Source organism: Corynebacterium sp. ACRPZ, from assembly GCF_022346205.1.
Lineage (GTDB): Bacteria > Actinomycetota > Actinomycetes > Mycobacteriales > Mycobacteriaceae > Corynebacterium > Corynebacterium lehmanniae.
The window spans coordinates 75,846-92,326 of the sequence record NZ_JAKRMR010000001.1; the positions used below are offsets into that span (position 1 = coordinate 75,846).

At 66.1% G+C, this 16,481-nt stretch carries 15 protein-coding genes; 12 read left to right on the forward strand and 3 right to left on the reverse strand.

From position 1 onward, the window contains the following. Positions 1-2 precede the first annotated feature (2 nt). The 3 genes from rsmI to metG all read left to right on the forward strand — a co-directional run bounded on the left by rsmI (position 3) and on the right by metG (position 4,698). Positions 3-860: a 16S rRNA (cytidine(1402)-2'-O)-methyltransferase gene (gene rsmI / locus MHX64_RS00415; RefSeq protein WP_239355655.1), complete on the forward strand. Its 858-nt coding sequence runs from the start codon at positions 3-5 to the stop codon at positions 858-860. A gap of 103 nt (positions 861-963) precedes the next feature. Next, positions 964-2,769, forward strand: a complete 1,806-nt coding sequence (locus tag MHX64_RS00420) for a BCCT family transporter (protein WP_239355654.1) — start codon at positions 964-966, stop codon at positions 2,767-2,769. Between the two features lie 84 nt (positions 2,770-2,853). Beyond that, a complete protein-coding gene (gene metG, locus MHX64_RS00425) occupies positions 2,854-4,698 on the forward strand; it encodes a methionine--tRNA ligase (RefSeq protein WP_239355653.1) in 1,845 nt (614 codons plus the stop codon). Positions 4,699-4,702: 4 nt separating this feature from the next. Here the strand turns inward: metG and MHX64_RS00430 are convergent, their stop codons facing one another. Beyond that, positions 4,703-5,602, reverse strand: coding sequence for an alpha/beta hydrolase (locus MHX64_RS00430; protein WP_239355652.1), 900 nt, complete (start codon positions 5,600-5,602; stop codon positions 4,703-4,705). Next, on the reverse strand, positions 5,599-5,991 hold the full coding sequence (locus MHX64_RS00435) for a DUF3806 domain-containing protein (RefSeq protein WP_194560427.1): 393 nt from the start codon (positions 5,989-5,991) through the stop codon (positions 5,599-5,601). Before MHX64_RS00435 ends, MHX64_RS00430 begins: the two co-directional genes overlap by 4 nt. A 12-nt stretch (positions 5,992-6,003) precedes the next feature. Between MHX64_RS00435 and MHX64_RS00440 the strand changes: the two genes are divergently transcribed. The 9 genes from MHX64_RS00440 to MHX64_RS00480 all read left to right on the forward strand — a co-directional run bounded on the left by MHX64_RS00440 (position 6,004) and on the right by MHX64_RS00480 (position 15,356). Beyond that, positions 6,004-6,840 (forward strand): TatD family hydrolase, encoded by an 837-nt coding sequence (locus MHX64_RS00440; RefSeq protein ID WP_194560426.1) that lies wholly within the window; start codon positions 6,004-6,006, stop codon positions 6,838-6,840. A 99-nt stretch (positions 6,841-6,939) separates the two neighbouring features. After that, a complete protein-coding gene (locus MHX64_RS00445) occupies positions 6,940-8,079 on the forward strand; it encodes a resuscitation-promoting factor (RefSeq protein WP_239406308.1) in 1,140 nt (379 codons plus the stop codon). Continuing rightward, positions 8,080-8,934 carry a 16S rRNA (adenine(1518)-N(6)/adenine(1519)-N(6))-dimethyltransferase RsmA gene (gene rsmA, locus MHX64_RS00450; protein WP_239355651.1) on the forward strand — a complete coding sequence of 285 codons (855 nt, stop codon included), beginning with the start codon at positions 8,080-8,082 and terminating at the stop codon, positions 8,932-8,934. After that, a complete protein-coding gene (locus MHX64_RS00455) occupies positions 8,924-9,871 on the forward strand; it encodes a 4-(cytidine 5'-diphospho)-2-C-methyl-D-erythritol kinase (RefSeq protein WP_239355650.1) in 948 nt (315 codons plus the stop codon). Before rsmA ends, MHX64_RS00455 begins: the two co-directional genes overlap by 11 nt. A 45-nt stretch (positions 9,872-9,916) precedes the next feature. Further along, the gene (locus MHX64_RS00460) at positions 9,917-11,707 is read left to right on the forward strand and encodes an ABC-F family ATP-binding cassette domain-containing protein (RefSeq protein ID WP_239355649.1); all 1,791 of its coding nucleotides are present in this window, start codon (positions 9,917-9,919) and stop codon (positions 11,705-11,707) included. A 10-nt stretch (positions 11,708-11,717) separates the two neighbouring features. Next, positions 11,718-12,041, forward strand: a complete 324-nt coding sequence (locus MHX64_RS00465) for a putative quinol monooxygenase (RefSeq protein ID WP_239355648.1) — start codon at positions 11,718-11,720, stop codon at positions 12,039-12,041. A gap of 183 nt (positions 12,042-12,224) precedes the next feature. Further along, on the forward strand, positions 12,225-13,406 hold the full coding sequence (locus tag MHX64_RS00470; protein WP_239355717.1) for an NRAMP family divalent metal transporter: 1,182 nt from the start codon (positions 12,225-12,227) through the stop codon (positions 13,404-13,406). A gap of 5 nt (positions 13,407-13,411) precedes the next feature. Then, a complete protein-coding gene (locus tag MHX64_RS00475) occupies positions 13,412-14,191 on the forward strand; it encodes a putative hydro-lyase (protein WP_239355647.1) in 780 nt (259 codons plus the stop codon). A gap of 103 nt (positions 14,192-14,294) precedes the next feature. Next, entirely contained in the window at positions 14,295-15,356 is a 1,062-nt protein-coding gene (locus MHX64_RS00480; protein WP_239355646.1) for an HNH endonuclease signature motif containing protein, read from the forward strand. On the opposite strand, the gene MHX64_RS00485 is transcribed toward MHX64_RS00480, so the two are convergent. Continuing rightward, positions 15,353-16,438: a zinc-dependent alcohol dehydrogenase family protein gene (locus tag MHX64_RS00485; RefSeq protein ID WP_239355645.1), complete on the reverse strand. Its 1,086-nt coding sequence runs from the start codon at positions 16,436-16,438 to the stop codon at positions 15,353-15,355. The two genes, MHX64_RS00480 and MHX64_RS00485, sit on opposite strands and share 4 nt — an antisense overlap. Positions 16,439-16,481: the final 43 nt, after the last annotated feature.

Here is a 16,481-nt window from a genome sequence, read left to right on the forward strand (position 1 = left end):
GTATGTCCGCCGAGCAAGACCAGACACAGAACCTCCCGGCCGGAGTTGTGCTCGCGGCCACCCCGCTTGGCAACGCGGCGGATGCGTCGCCGCGGCTGGCGCAGGCGCTCGCCACCGCGGACGTGATCGCCGCAGAAGACACACGCCGCACGCGCGCGCTCGCCGCGGCGCTCGGCGTGGAAATCGCTGGGCGAGTGGTGTCCAACTTCGACCACAACGAAGAATCGAGGGTGCGGGAGCTTCTCGACGCCGCACGAGCCGGCACCGTCGTCGTTGTCACCGACGCCGGCATGCCGCTGGTGTCCGACCCCGGCCACTCAATCGTCGCCGCCGCCCACGACGCCGGCGTCCCCGTCACCTGTATCCCGGGACCCTCCGCCGTCACCACGGCCCTGGCGCTTTCGGGGCTTAACGTGGGCCACTTCATCTTCGACGGCTTCGCGCCCCGGAAGACCGGCGCGCGCCGCGCGTGGTTGGAGACACTCGTGCACGAGCGCCGCGCCGTGTGCTGCTTCGAGTCGCCGCACCGCATCGAGCAGTTGCTTCACGACGCCGCGGACGTCCTCGGCGCCGAACGCCGTGCTGCCGTGTGCCGCGAGCTGACCAAAACCTACGAGGAAGTCAAACGCGGCACGCTGGGGGAGCTCGCCGAGTGGGCGGCCGGCGGCGTGCGAGGGGAGATCACGCTGGTGATCGAAGGCGGCACCGGGCAGCAGGCCGAACCCGAGGACTTAGTCGGTCTGGTGCTGGAGCTGGTCGACGGCGGCCAGCGCATGAAAGACGCCGCGAAACAGGTGGCGAAGCAGCACGGAGTGAAGGTCGGAGACCTCTACGATGCCGCGTTGGATGCGCGAAGCTGACGTCGATAAGCAAAAGTTCCCCGCGCGGGCTAGCACAATGGTGTGATCTGCGCTAGCCTGCTTGGGTTCTAGAAAAACCCTGAAAATTTGCGAGGAGAACTATATGTCTCAGCGTGATCTCCAAAGGGATCCCCACGATCCCGACGTGGAGCCGCGGAGTACGGACCCCATCAAGACTGAACGATCTTCCGCAGTCGGCGAGATCGCCGCACTGCTGCGCGCAGACCGCGACGGCGCGCAACCCGATTACACAGACCCAGAGGAAAGCGTCGTTAGCGAAGCCGACGCAGATGACGCCCCTATCAACTGGGGCATCGTCATTCCTCTGGCAGTGATTGTCGCGGCGGTCGTCGGCTGGGGCCTGGCTGCCCCCGACAACTTCTCTAACTTCGCGGACACCGCCTTCGGCTGGGTCATCGACAACCTCGGCTGGGCCTTCGTCCTCGGCGGCACCATCTTCGTCGCCTTCGTCATCGTCATCGCGGCGTCGAACTTCGGCACCATCCGCCTCGGCACCGCCGACGAACGCCCGGAGTTCAAGACAACCTCGTGGATCGCCATGATGTTCGCCGCCGGCATGGGCATCGGCCTGATGTTCTACGGCGCGGCCGAGCCGCTGGCGATGTACACCGACGGTGTGCCGGGCCACGACGAGCACGAAGTCGGCACCGCGATGGCGCAGACCATGTTCCACTGGACGCTGCACCCGTGGGCCGTCTACGCCATCATCGGCCTGGCCATCGCGTACTCGACGTTCCGCCTCGGCCGCAAGCAGCTGTTGTCCAGCGCGTTCATCCCGCTGATCGGCGAGAAGGCAGCCAACGGCTGGCTGGGCAAGCTCATCGACGCCTTCGCGGTGTTCGCCACCATCTTCGGCACCGCCTGCTCCCTGGGCCTTGGCGCGCTGCAGATCAGCTCCGGCCTGGAAGCCTCCGGTTTCGTGGACAACCCGTCCAACAAGTTGATCATCGGCATCGTGGCTGTGCTTACCCTGGCGTTTTTGCTGTCCGCAATGTCGGGCGTGTCCAAGGGCATCCAGTGGCTGTCCAACACAAACATGGTCGTCGCCGCAGTCCTGGCGATCTTCGTGTTCGTGTTCGGCCCGACCGTGGCGCAGCTGAACATGTTGCCGACCTCCGTGGGCAGCTACCTGCAGAACTTCTTCGAAATGGCAGCCCGCACCGCTGAGAGCTCCGACGGCCAGGCCGGCGAGTTCCTCTCCAGCTGGACCATCTTCTACTGGGCATGGTGGATCTCCTGGTCCCCGTTCGTGGGCACCTTCCTGGCGCGCATTTCCCGCGGCCGCACCGTGCGCGAGTTCTGCCTCGGCGTGATGCTGGTTCCGGCTGGCCTGTCCACCGTGTGGTTCGCCATCTTCGGCGGCACCGCTATCAAGATGGAGCAGGCTGGCGAGTCCATCGTCGGCGGCGGCTCCAACGAAGAGCAGCTGTTCAACCTGCTGCACTCGATGCCGGGAGGCTACGTCATGGGCGTGTTCGCCCTGATCCTTCTGGGCACCTTCTTCATCACCTCGGCGGACTCCGCGTCCACCGTGATGGCGTCTATGACCCAGTCCGGTAAGACCGAGCCGAAGCCGTGGCTCGCCGCAATGTGGGGCCTGGCCACCGCATTCGTCGGCCTGACGCTTTTGATCTCCGGTGGCTCGGACGCGCTGAACTCGCTACAGTCCGTGACCATCGTGGCCGCAACGCCGTTCTTGATCATCCTGATCGTGCTGATGTTCGCGATTGTCAAGGACATGTCCAACGACACGATCTACCTGGACAAGAAGGAGCAGGAGCGTTTCGCCCGCCAGCTGGCCATCGAGCGCCGCATGCACCGCGACCAGCAGCAGCTGGAAGCCCGCAAGGCGCAGGTCAAGGAGATACTCAAACCGCGTTCCCGCTAGGAGCGTTTGCTTGACGACGTTCTAAAGTTGCGCCCCGCTTAAGCAGTGCAGTGCTTAAGCGGGGCATAACTTATGCTGAGAGCCATGACTTCTTCCGAGACCAACAACAACGTTCTTGTGTGCGTTGCGTGGCCGTACGCCAACGGCCCGCGCCATATCGGCCACGTCGCAGGCTTCGGCGTGCCCTCCGATGTCTTCGCCCGCTTCCAGCGAATGTCCGGCAAGAACGTGCTCATGGTCTCCGGCACCGACGAGCACGGCACACCACTTTTGGTGCAGGCCGATAAGGAAGGCGTGACCGTCAAGGAGCTGGCGGACCGCTACAACAAGCAGATCGTGGAGGACCTGGCGGGCCTGGGCCTGTCCTACGACCTGTTCACCCGCACCACCACCCGCAACCACTACGCGGTGGTGCAGGAGCTGTTCCGGGGGCTGAACGAAAACGGGTACATGATCCGGGAGACCACGCAGGGCGCGATTTCCCCGTCGACAGGCCGCACGCTTCCGGACCGCTACATTGAGGGCACCTGCCCGATCTGCGGCGCCACCGACGCCCGCGGCGACCAGTGCGACACCTGCGGCAACCAGCTCGACCCGGCGGACCTGATCAACCCGGTGTCCAAGATCAACGGCGAGACGCCCGAGTTCATTGAGACCGAGCACTTCATGCTCGACCTGCCCGCGCTGCACGACGCGCTGGAGCAGTGGCTTACCACCCGCGAGGACTGGCGCCCGAACGTGCTGAAGTTCTCCCTGAACCTGCTGGAAGACATGCGCCCGCGCGCCATGACCCGCGACATTGACTGGGGCATCCCGATCCCGGTGGAAGACTGGCAGGACAACCCGTCGAAGAAGCTCTACGTCTGGTTCGACGCCGTCGTGGGCTACCTGTCTGCATCGATTGAGTGGGCGCACCGCTCCGGCAACCCGGAGGCGTGGAAAGACTTCTGGCAGGACCCGGCCACCGAGGGCTACTACTTCATGGGCAAGGACAACATCACCTTCCACTCCCAGATCTGGCCGGCGGAGCTGCTCGGCTACGCGGGCAAGGGCGCGAAGGGCGGCACGGTCCACGAGCTCGGCGAGCTGAACCTGCCCACCGAGGTCGTCTCATCCGAGTTCCTCACCATGTCCGGCTCCAAGTTCTCCTCGTCCAAGGGCGTGGTCATTTACGTCAAGGACTTCCTGGCCGAGTTCGGCCCGGACCCGTTGCGCTACTTCATCGCCGTCGCCGGCCCGGAGAACAACGACACGGACTTCACCTGGGACGAGTTTGTCCGCCGCGTGAACAACGAGCTGGCGAACGGCTGGGGCAACCTGGTCAACCGCACCGTATCCATGGCGCACAAGAACTTCGGCCAGGTCCCAGCGCCCGGCCCGCTCGAGGCATCCGACGAGCGCATCCTCGACCTCGCGGCCGAGACCTTCACCACCGCCGGCGAGGCCCTGGGCAAGGCCCACTTCAAGTCCGCGATCACGAAGATCATGCACGTCGTCGGCGAGGCCAACGCCTACATCGCCGAGCAGGAGCCGTGGAAGCTGGCCAAGGACGACTCCCAGCGCGAGCGCCTGGCCACCGTGCTGTGGACCGCGCTGCAGGTCGTCTCCGACTGCAACGCAATGCTCACCCCGTTCTTGCCGCACACCGCGCAGAAGGTTCATGAGACCCTGGGCCGCACCGGCATCTGGGCCGCCGAGCCGCGCGTCGAGGAGGTCGTGGACGACGAGGAGTTCAACCTCGTCGGCGCAGGCCTGCCGGAGAAGGGCCAGACGTACCTGACCATCACCGGCGACTACTCCCAGCAGCAGGCCGAGTGGAAGCGCGTGGACGTCACCCCGGGCACGGAGCTGTCCAAGCCGCAGCCGCTAATTGCCAAGCTGGACCCGGAGCTGGGCGAGACCGGCCCGGAGTGGGCACCGGTGCAGTAGCACGTTAGAGCTGCTCGCCCAGCCAGCTGCGCGCCGAGGCGAGCATTTGCTTGACCACGGGGACGTCGAAGGCCCACAGCTCGACCGCGTGCGGCGCACCTTCGACGATTTCCAGTTGGGCGGGGACTCCGGCATCGCGCAGGCGCCGGGCGTAGTCGCAGATCTCCTCGTAAAACAGCTCGATGTCACCGGTGGACAGCCACGCAGGGGGAAGGCCGGCGAGGTTTTGACGCCGGGCGGGCACCGCGTAATCCGGCACCGCTTCCAGCCCGGGCTCTTGGCCAAGGTACGACGTCCAGGCGAAGCGGGTCTGCGCGTTGTTGGCCACGGGCCGGTCGCGCGGGATATCGCGCCTTCGGTCGGCGGTGGGGCGGTCGTCCAACATGGGGCAGAAAAGCCACTGGGCGCGAGGAAGCGGGCCGCGCTCGTCGTACAGCCGCTGGCACACCGCGGCGGCGAGCCCGCCGCCCGCGCTTTCGCCGCCGATGGCGAACGGCTCCCCAAACTCGTGCGCGTGGGTGTGCATCCACGCCCACGTATCCATCGCCGCGTTCAAGCCCGCGGGAAACGGGTGGGCGGGCGAGAGCGGATAGCGCGGGGCCACCACGGTCACCCCCACCTCGGCGGCGGTGTTGGCGCACAGCGGCCCGTCCTGGCTCGGGTGGCCGATGATGTGGCCGCCGCCGTGCAGCCACAGCAGCGCGCCTTTCGGTTTTCGCGGCTTGAAGATGAGGGTGCGCCCGCGCCGGATGAGCTCCACGCCCTCGCGCCGGGGGATGGGGAAGAGCGTCTGCCCGTGCGTGGCAAGCCAGCGCGTCATGCGGAGCTCCACCGGTGGGTGAGGGATCAGCCGTGCGCGCCGGCGAAGCTCGGGGCGCACGAGCGGCATAATTGATTCCCTCACAAGAACTGCCCCAGGAACTTGGTCAGGGTCCCGGGTTCCTCGTCCTCGAAGCGCTGGTCCACAACAACGAGCGGGGCGGTGTATTTCTCGCCGGCTCCGCCGATGTCTTTGGCGACGACGAGGTCGGTGCCGTAGTCGTCGATAAGCAATTGCCACTGAAACCCCTCGCGCACGAGCGCCTGGCCGAGCGCGGTGCCGTACAGGCGCGCGGTGTCGCCGCGGGGGAACGCGCGGCGCACGTCCTGCGGGAGCGCGAGGTAGTCGGCGAGCTCGGCCTCGAAGGACTCTACGATGTCCGCGGGCGAGCCGTTGATGCCGCGGCCGGCGGCTTCGGCCAGGTCGGCCTCGATTTGAGTGGTGGTGGCTGAGTCGATGTCTTCAAATGCCATAGGGTGCATCGTATGAGCAAAAAGAAACCGCGTCCCACACCCGTGCCCGCCGAGCCGATTGCCGGCCTGATCGACGCGCACACCCACCTCGCGTCCTGCGGCGCGCGCACCAAGGATGAGGTGGACGCGTTCGTCGAACGCGCCCTGGCCGCCGGCGTTGAGCGCATCTGCACCGTCGGCGACGGTCTCGAGGAGGCGGAGCGTGCATTGGAAGCCGCCCACTTCAACGAGCGCGTGTTCGCGGCGTGCGCCATCCACCCGACGCGGGCGCACGAGCTTGACCGCGACGCTCGCGCCCGCCTGACCGAGATGGCCGCCGACGAGCGTTGCGTGGCGGTGGGCGAGACCGGCATCGACACGTACTGGCTGAAGCACGACGCGGAGGGCACCGCGCCGCTGGAGGTGCAGGAGGAGGCGTTTCGCTGGCACATCGACTTGGCCTGTGAGACGGGCAAGGCGCTGATGATCCACAACCGCGAGGGCGACGCCGACATGATGCGCATTCTCGATAGCGCGCCGCGGCCCGAGCACGTGATCTTGCACTGCTTCTCCTCGCCCCTGGATGTCGCCCGTGAGGCCATCGAGCGCGGCTATGTGCTCAGTTTCGCCGGCAACGTGACGTTCAAGCGCAACGAGGAGCTGCGCGAGGCGGCGGCGCTGGCGCCGGTGGGGCAACTGCTGGTGGAAACGGACGCGCCATACATGACGCCCGAGCCTTACCGCGGGGCGAGAAACGAGCCGGCGCTGATCGGGCATACGGCGAAGGTTGTGGCGCAAGCGCGCGGCATGGAAGTGGCCGATGTGGCGCGTGAGATTGCAGAGACGTTTTCGCGGGTCTACGGGGTGTGACCTGGCACGTCCGTCCTTGAAACCCCGCGGGCGTTACCGTATCGTTACCCGGGTTATTAGCTGAAGCCCCTTCAGCTGAGCCGACCCGTGAGGAAACACATGTCCCGTCAGATCAAGCGGATCAACCCGAAGAGCACCGCCACCAAGCGCGCCGTCGCCGGCACCGTAGCCGGCGCGGTCCTGGTCGGCGGCGCGGGCACGGCACTTGCCACCCAGAAGCAAGTCACCGTCGACGTCAACGGCGAGGAAACCAACGTGCGCACCTACGCCTCGGACGTGGCGGGCGCGCTTTCTTCCGCCGGTGTCGATGTCGCACCGGAGGACCTGGTCTACCCGGCGCCGGGGGAGAAGCTGTCCAGCGGCGACACCGTCACCGTGCGCACCGCGAAGCCGGTCGCCGTGGTCATCGACGGTGTTGCGCAGGAGATAACGTCGACCGCCGGCACCGTCGGCGAGCTGATTGACCAGGCCGGCGTCGCCGGCCACTCCGCCGTGGACGTGGACCGCGACCAGCCGGTCACCCACGGCATGAACCTGGACGTGACCACCCCGAAGATCGTCGCGCTGCGCGACGGCGGGGATCTGACCTACGTCTCGGCAGCGGCGAAAACCGTCGGCGACCTGCTCTCCGCGCGCGGCGTCACATTCGACACCGACGACCGCCTCAACGTCGCACTAACCGATGCCATCGTGCCCGGCATGGAAATCGTGCTCGACCGCGTGAGCACCGTGGACCGCCCGGAGACTGTCGTGGTTGAGGCCCCGGCGGAGTACGTCGACGACGACTCGCTCGATGAGGGCGAAGAGGAGGTCCGCGAGAAGGGCGAGCAGGGCGAGACCAAGGTCATCCACCGCACGGTCACCGTCAACGGCAAGGTCGAGTCCGAAGGCGTCGCTGAGGAAAAGGAAGTGAAGAAAGCCAAGCCGGCCCTGATCGCCCGCGGCACCAAACAAGCCGGCAACACCGGCGCGGCCGCCCCCGCGGTGGCCTCCGGCAGCGTGTGGGATTCGCTGGCGCAGTGCGAATCCGGCGGCGACTGGGCCATCAACACTGGCAACGGCTTCTCCGGCGGCCTGCAGTTCACCCCGTCCACCTGGGCGGGCCACGGCGGCACCGCGTATGCGCCGAGCGCGCACCTGGCCACCCGCGAGCAGCAGATAGCCATCGCCGAGCGCGTCCAGGCCTCCCAGGGCTGGGGCGCCTGGCCGGCCTGCACCGCCAGCCTGGGTATCCGCTAGATGGCGGAAGCGCAACTTCTAGGGCCCGCCGAGATCCGCGAGCTCGCCGCCGAGCTGGCCGTCACCCCGACGAAGAAGCTGGGGCAGAACTTCCTGCACGACCCCAACACCGTGCGCCGCATCGTCGCTGCCGCGGAGCTTTCTCCCGACGACCACGTCGTGGAGGTCGGGCCGGGCCTCGGCTCGCTCACCCTGGGCCTGATCGACACCGCCGCGAGCGTGACCGCGCTCGAGATCGACCCGCGCCTGGCCGGGCGCCTGCCCACCACCGTGGAGGCGTTCGCCCCGGAGTACGCCGACCGCCTCACCGTGATCAACACCGACGCGCTGAAGGTCGCCCGCGCCGACTTCGACGTCGCGCCGACCGCGCTGGTGGCGAATTTGCCCTACAACGTCTCGGTGCCGGTGCTGCTGCATTTGCTGGCGGAGTTGCCGTCGATACGCAGGGTGCTCGTGATGGTGCAAAAGGAAGTTGCCGACCGCCTCGCCGCCCAGCCGGGCTCGAAGATTTACGGCGTGCCCAGCGTCAAAGCCGCGTTCTACGGTGACGTCTCGCGCGCCGGCACGATTGGCAAGCACGTGTTCTGGCCGGCGCCGAACATCGAGTCGGGGCTGGTGCGCATCGACGTTTCCGAAAGCGCGCCCCGCAGCGTGCGCGACACCATCTTTCCGCTCGTAGACGCCGCATTCGCCCAGCGTCGCAAGACGCTGCGCTCCACGCTGGCCGGCATCTACGGTTCGGCCGCGGCCGCCGAGGACGCGCTGCGCGCCGCCGGCATCGACCCGGGCCTGCGCGGCGAGAAGCTCACCGTTGCAGACTTCATTCGACTAGGGGAGGCCCGCCATGGTGCGTGAGATCGTCGCCTCCGCGCCGGGCAAAGTCAACCTGCATCTCGGTGTCGGCGAGGCGCGCACGGACGGCTACCACGACCTGGTCAGCGTCTTCCACGCGGTGGACCGGCGCGAGGTGGTGCGATTGCTTCCCGACGGCGACCCCGTGGCCGGACCAGCAGTCGAGTCCATGCACACCACGTTCTTCGTGGACGAGCCGGACGAGGACATCGACGGGCCGGACAACCTGGCGTGGCGCGCCGTCGAGGCCGTGGTCGCGCGCGCGGGCGTGGCGGTGCCGCGCGTGCGCATCGAGGTGGACAAGCACGTCTTCGTCGCCGGCGGCATGGCGGGCGGCTCCGCCGACGCGGCCGCCGCGCTGGTAGCGGCCAACGCGCTCGTGGCGCAATTCGGCGAGCCGCTGCCGGACGAGGCGCTGCACGAGATCGCGGCGTCGCTCGGCGCGGATGTGCCGTTTTCGCTCATGGGCGGCACGGCGCTCGGCACGGGCCGCGGCGACAAGCTGGTCGAGATGCTCTCGCGGGGCCGGCTGCACTGGGTGTTCATCAACCCCAAGATCGGTATCAACACCGGCGGAGCGTTCTCGCTCCTCGACGACCTCCGGCACGGCAACCCCGCCCTCGTGCCGCATTTGGACGCCACCGACCTGTCCCAGGCGCTGACCTCCGGCGACGTGGCACGCGTCGCCGCCGCGCTGCACAACGATCTGGAGGCGCCCGCGCTGTCGATGCGGCCGGTGCTCAAGCGCGTGCTCGGTGTAGCCGCAGACGCTGGCCGCCGTGCGGTCGTCTCCGGGTCGGGTCCCACCGTGGCCGTGCTCTGCGACGATGCCGGCGCCGCGCGGTTCGCCGCCGAGCACCTGGCGGAGCAGTTCGACGGCTACGAGGTCTTCGTCGCCGAAGGCCCCGACCACGGTGCGGTGGTGGAGAAGGTGGGTTAACCGGAGGCGTCGTTACGCGTGCGCCTGCGTAAGATTGCAAGCCATATGGCTAACCTGATCAACCTGGAAAACGTCTCCAAAACGTGGGGGCTGAAAACGCTTCTCGACGGGGTCTCGCTCGGCGTGCAGACCGGCGAGCGCATCGGCATCGTCGGCGTCAACGGCGGCGGCAAAACCACCCTGCTGGAAGTGCTCACCGGCATCGAGCCGCCGGACGCAGGGCGCGTCTCGCACACCTCGGATCTGCGCATGGCGGTGGTGACGCAGCGCTTCACGCTGGATGGTGCGCTCACGGTCGGCCAGGCCGTCGTCGAGCCGCTGGGCCTGCAGACCTTCGAATGGGCCTCCAGCGCCCGCGTGCGCGAGGTGCTCCAAGGCACTGGTGTGGCGGAGCTTGGCCTGGACACCCCGGTGGGCCAGCTCTCCGGCGGCGAGCGGCGCCGCGTCAACCTCGCCGCCGCGCTCGTGCAAGACCTGGACCTGGTGGTGCTGGACGAGCCGACCAACCACCTCGACGTCGAAGGCGTGCAATGGCTCGCCGACCACCTGCTCTCGCGCAAGGTCGCGGTTGTGGTGGTCACCCACGACCGCTGGTTCCTCGACACCGTGGCCACACTTACGTGGGAGGTGCACGACGGCACCGTCGATGTCTACGAGGGCGGCTACAACGACTGGACGTTCGCGCGCGCTGAGCGCGCCCGCCAGGCCGACGCCATAGAACAGCGCCGCCAGAACCTCGCCCGCAAGGAGCTGGCGTGGCTGCGCCGCGGCGCGCCGGCGCGCACCTCCAAGCCGCGCTACCGCATCGAGGCCGCCGAGGCCCTGATCAAGGACGTCCCGCCCCCGCGCGACACCGTCGAACTCATGGCGTTTTCGAAACAGCGCCAGGGCCGCGTGGTCATCGAACTCGAAGACGCGCGCATTGACGCCCCGGACGGCCGTACGCTGGTCGACCACCTCACATGGCGTCTCGCCCCCGGCGAGCGTATCGGCCTGGTCGGCGTGAACGGCTCCGGCAAAACCACCCTGCTGCGCACCTTGGCCGGCGAGTACCCGCTCGCAGCCGGCAAACGTATCGAGGGGCAAACCACCCGCATCGGCTGGCTGCGCCAAGAACTCGACGACCTCGACCCGGAGCGCCGCGTCATCGACGCAGTCGAAGACGTCGCCACCTACATCAGCTTCGGCAAAAAGGAACTATCCGCCTCCCAGCTCGCCGAACGCCTCGGCTTCTCGCCGAAGCGCCAACGCACCCCCGTGCGCGACCTCTCCGGCGGCGAGCGCCGCCGCCTCCAACTCACCCGCGTGCTCATGAGCGAGCCGAACGTTTTGCTTCTCGACGAGCCCACGAACGACCTCGACATCGACACCCTCCAGGAGCTGGAAAACCTCCTCGACTCCTGGCCCGGCACCCTGGTGGTCATCTCCCACGACCGCTACCTGATCGAGCGCATCGCAGATAACACCTACGCGCTGTTCGGCGACGGCAAGCTGACCAACCTGCCCGGCGGCATCCAGCAATACCTGGACACCCGTGCCGACCAGTCCCGCACTGCCGGCGTGCTGGATCTGGGGGAGGGGAAAACGGAGGGCGTCGAGAAGCAAATGAGCTCCCAACAAGAGCACGAACTGCACAAGAAGATGAAAGCGCTCGAGCGCAAAATCGCGAAGGAAAACGAGCGGGCGGAAGCCCTCGAAACCGAGATCGCCGCGCTTTCCGAAGCCGGCGACTTCGACACCATCGGCGACAAAACCAAAGAGCTCAACGCCGTGAAGGACACCCGCGAGGAGCTTGAGATGGAATGGCTCGAACTCGGCGAACAGCTTGAAGGCTAGGGTGGGGCGCATGATTTTGATCAACGTACGATTCAAGCCCCTGCCCGAACACGTCGATAACTTCCGCGAACTGGTCAAGGACTTCACCGACGCCTCTCGCGCCGAAGAAGGCAACATCTTCTTCGACTGGTACCGCAACGAAGACGACCCCGACGAATACCTGCTCATCGAAGCATTCCAGGACGACGCCGCCGAAGCCCACGTCAACTCCGACCACTTCAAGGCCGCCCAGGAATTCTTCCCCACGATCCTCAAAGAGACCCCCACCATCATCAACACCCTCATCGAGGGCAAGACCGAGTGGGACCAGATGGCGGAGTTCAAGGTCTCCTAGGGGTAACCCCAGAGGGGCGCAATGTTTCCTGGAGCGCATTCATGTCTTAATATCTCCCCCGTCACAATTTCCTAGAACGTGAAAGGGGTGTCCCCAGTGACCGCTCCAGAGCCCCCACGCGGCGGATCGACCGCTGCAGACGTGCCCACCAAAGCACCGGCCGCGAAAGCTGGCATCGGCCCGATGGTCGGCGCCATCTTCCTCATGGCAACCTCCGCCATCGGACCGGGCTTTCTCACCCAAACGTCCGTGTTCACCGTGCAGATGGGCGCGGCATTCGCCTTTGCGATCCTGCTGTCGATCCTGGTGGACATCGCTATCCAGCTCAACGTGTGGCGCATCCTCGGCGTCTCCGGGCTGCGCGCCAGCGAACTAGCCAACCGGGTCCTACCAGGCCTTGGCTGGGTCCTCGCTATCTTGGTTGCTATTGGCGGTCTGGTGTTCAACATCGGCAACATCGCCGGCACCGGGCTCGGCATGCAAGCCCTGTCCGGCGGGGCCATCGACCCCAAGGTCGGCGGCGCCATCTCCGCCCTGATCGCGATCGTGGTGTTTTTGTGGAAGCGCGCCGGTGCGGCGTTGGACGTCATTGTCGGCATCCTCGGCGCGATGATGATCCTGCTCATGCTGTACGTGGCCATTTCCTCGAACCCGCCGGTTATGGAAGCCATGCGCCAGACCGTCATGCCGGACGAGATCGACCCGAAGGTCATCACCACCTTGATCGGCGGTTCCATCGGCGGCTACATCGTCTTCGCGGGCGTGCACAGGCTTATCGACGCCGGACACACCGGCCCAGAAAACCTCTCCTACATCTCCCGCTCCGCCATCACCGGCATCGTCGTCACCGGCATCATGCGTGCGCTGCTGTTCCTCGCGGTGCTGGGGGTTGTGGCTACCGGTGTGACGCTGTCGAAGGACAACACCGCCGCCGACGTGTTCTATAACGCCGCCGGAGAATTCGGTTTGCGGGCGTTCGGTATGGTGCTGTGGGCGGCGGGCCTGTCGTCGGTGATCGGCGCGTCGTTTACCTCCATCTCCTTTTTGACCAAGCAGGGCTTCAACCCGAAAATCCGCGGCTGGATGACCGTGGTGTTCATTGTCATCTCCACCGTGATCTTCCTCTTTGTGGGCGCCGCGCCGCAGCTGCTGCTCATCGCCGCAGGCGCGTTCAACGGCCTGATCCTGCCGCTCAGCTTCGCAGTTGTGCTGTGGGTCGGCTTCTTCCGCCGCGACATCCTTGAAGGCTACGAGCCGCCGATGTGGATGCTGATCACCGGCGTTATCGGCTTCATCATTTCCCTGGTCATGGCGGGCATGTCCATCGCCGGGTTCGCCGAGTTCTTGCAAGGCTTCCTAGACTAAGGGGCATGTACGCCTCCTACACCCCAGCGCAGGCCCGCGAGTTGTTCCGCACCACCGATGTGGCGACAACGGCGGGCTTTTCCGCTGGCTACGCCCAAGCCAACCTGATCGCGCTGGATCGGAAGTACGCGTTCGATTTCTTGTTGTTCGCGCAGCGCAACCCGAAGCCGTGCCCGCTGCTCGGCGTGTTGGAACCGGGGCAGGTGTCGTCGCCGCTGCTCGCGGGTGGCGATATCCGCACCGACATTCCGTCCTACCGGGTGTTTTCGCACGGCTCGCTTATCGACGAACCAACGGATGCCACCGCCTATTGGACCGAGAACACCGTCGCGTTTGTCATCGGATGCTCCTTCACCTTCGAACAGGCATTGCTGGACAACAATGTGCCGGTCGCCCACATCGAGCAGGGGGTGAACGTGCCGATGTTCATGACCAACATCGACTGTGAACCGGCGGGGGTGTTCAGCGGGAAGATGGTGGTGTCGATGCGGCCCATCCCGGCGGGGTTGGTGGCGGACGCGGTGCGCATCACCTCGCGCTACCCGGCGGTGCACGGCGCGCCGGTGCACGTGGGGGAGCCGGGCCTGATTGGCATCGAGGATTTGTCCGCCCCCGATTTCGGCGAGGCAGTGGACATTCCGGCCGGGTGGGTGCCGGTGTTCTGGGCGTGCGGGGTGACGCCGCAGTCCATCGTGATGCATTCGAAACCGGAGCTGGCGATCTGCCATTCGCCGGGCAAGATGCTCATCACCGACGTGCGGGACGTGGCGTACCAGGTTCCCTAAAGGGCTCGGTTGTGGATAACTTTGGTGCGTTTTGGGGCGGGTTATCCACAGATTCTGGTTGTGGGGGTTGTGTGGGGTTGCGTTGGGTTTAGGGTCTGTGGCCATGAACCCGTTCGACGCATTCATCGAAGCGATGTCCGCAGTGTCCATGGAGACACTGCGGTACTTCGACCTGCCCATAGCACTGGCTGCCGGCATGGCGCCGGATAAGGCCCGCGCCTGGGATGAGATGCAAGACGTCTACTACGGGAAAACGAAATACACCCGCAAGCAATCGGAGGCCGCGCAGAAAGCCCGCGGGTTCTCCCTCGACGAGCTCGCGCTGATCGAACGCCGCGTCGGTGGCGTGAAGGACGCTGGCGAGCGGTGGCGGCTGCGCCTGGCCTTGTTGGACGTTCAAGGCGGGTACCGCGCGATTGAGCGCGCCGCCCGCGAAATCGTGCCCCGCGAGGATAACGCCCCGACAAAGAAGCAGGTCGCGTTCTCCGCGCCGAAGAACGGCCGGGCGCGCATCACCATCGACACCACCGACCGCAACGCCGCCGACCTGGAGCACCGCCTACGCCAAGACATCGACCCGGCCATGCCAGCCGCAGCCCAAATGGAAGAGGCGTTCTGGCGCATCGTCGAAGGCAAAACCGGCGGGGTCGTTGCCGCCGCACCACGCCCGATCGTGATGGTGCCGATCACCGAACACGCACGCATCATGGCGGGCGACGGCGACGACGTCATCCTCACGCTCACTGACGGCACCACCATGACCGGTGCGGAGTACCTCCAGCAAGAGTTCGGCGAAGAGCTCGAGGTTGCCGCGTTCCACCCGGAGGAAGGGGCGGTGAACCTCTACGACACCGAGCGTTTCGCCAACCAGAAGCAGCGCGATATGGCCTGCATGGTCTCCCCTGTGTGTGCCTTCCCAGGCTGTAGGCACGGGGCGTACGGGTCGGAGATCCATCATGTGGATGCGTGGAAACACGGCGGGCTCACCAACATGGACAACCTGGCGCCGCTGTGCCGCTATCACAACCGGATCAACGACGATGACCCCTGGCGCAACACCCGCGGACACATCGCCATGATCCGCGGCGCGCCCTGGTGGATCTCACCGCGGGGGTACCACCTGAGAAACACCGACCGCGGAGCACTCGACCAACTCTTCGGCTAGGCGTTGTCGATGATCACCTTCATCGCCTGGTGCTCGTCGGCATGCGAGAACGTCTCCCATGCCTCGCCGAGTTGGTCCCACGTGAAGTGGTGTGTTGCCAACGACTTGATGGGCAGTGCCGAGTTCTGGACTGCCTTAAGCAGCATGCCTGTTGTATTGGCGTTGACGAGGCCGGTGGTCACGGTGAGGTTTTTAATCCACATTTCCTGCAGCGGAAACTCCACCGGTTTTCCGTGTACGCCGACCACGGCGATGTTTCCGCCTTCCTTGACGTTATCGGTGCATGTTTTCCATGTCGCAGGCAGGCCGACTGCTTCGATGGCGGTGTCGACGCCCCGCCCTTCGGTGATCTCCGCAATCCGCGCATTGACATCATCGCTTGCGGGGTTGAGGGTGTGGGTTGCGCCCATTTCGCGGGCTTTGGCGAGGCGGTTGTCGTCCATATCCACAACCGTGATGGTGGCGGGGGAGTAGAACTGGGATGTGAGCAGCACACCCATGCCGACTGGGCCTGCGCCGACGATCATGATGTCGCTGCCCGGGGTGACGTTGCCGTATTGGACACCGATTTCGTGCCCGGTGGGCAGGGCGTCGGAGAGGAACACTGCGATTTCTTTGTCCAGCGTGTCCGGCAGGTGGTAGAGGGAGGTGTCGGCGAACGGGGTGCGCACGTACTCGGCGAGTGTGCCGTCGATCATGTAGCCCAGAATCCAGGATCCGCCGTTTTGGCAGTGGCTGTAAAGCTGCTTTTGGCAGTTTTCGCATGCGCCGCATCGGGAAACGCACGAGACGAGTACTTTGTCGCCGGGTTTGAAGTTTTGTACTGCGTCGCCGACGGCTTCGACGGTGCCGATGCCTTCGTGGCCGAGGATGCGCCCGTTCCAATCGCCGGAGCTCTCGCGTTCGCGCTCCTCAATTTCGGGGTTTTTGCCGTGGAAGATTCCGAGGTCGGTGCCGCAGATGGTGGTGGTGTCGATGCGGATGATCGCATCGGTGGGCTCCAAGATGGTCGGCACAGGGCGCGTGTCGACGCGCACGTCGCCCTCGCCGTAGTAGGTGAGTGCCTGCATTGTCTCAGCCATGATGGGGGTCCTTTCGCTGGTGTGGCTTCAGACACCCTCATCG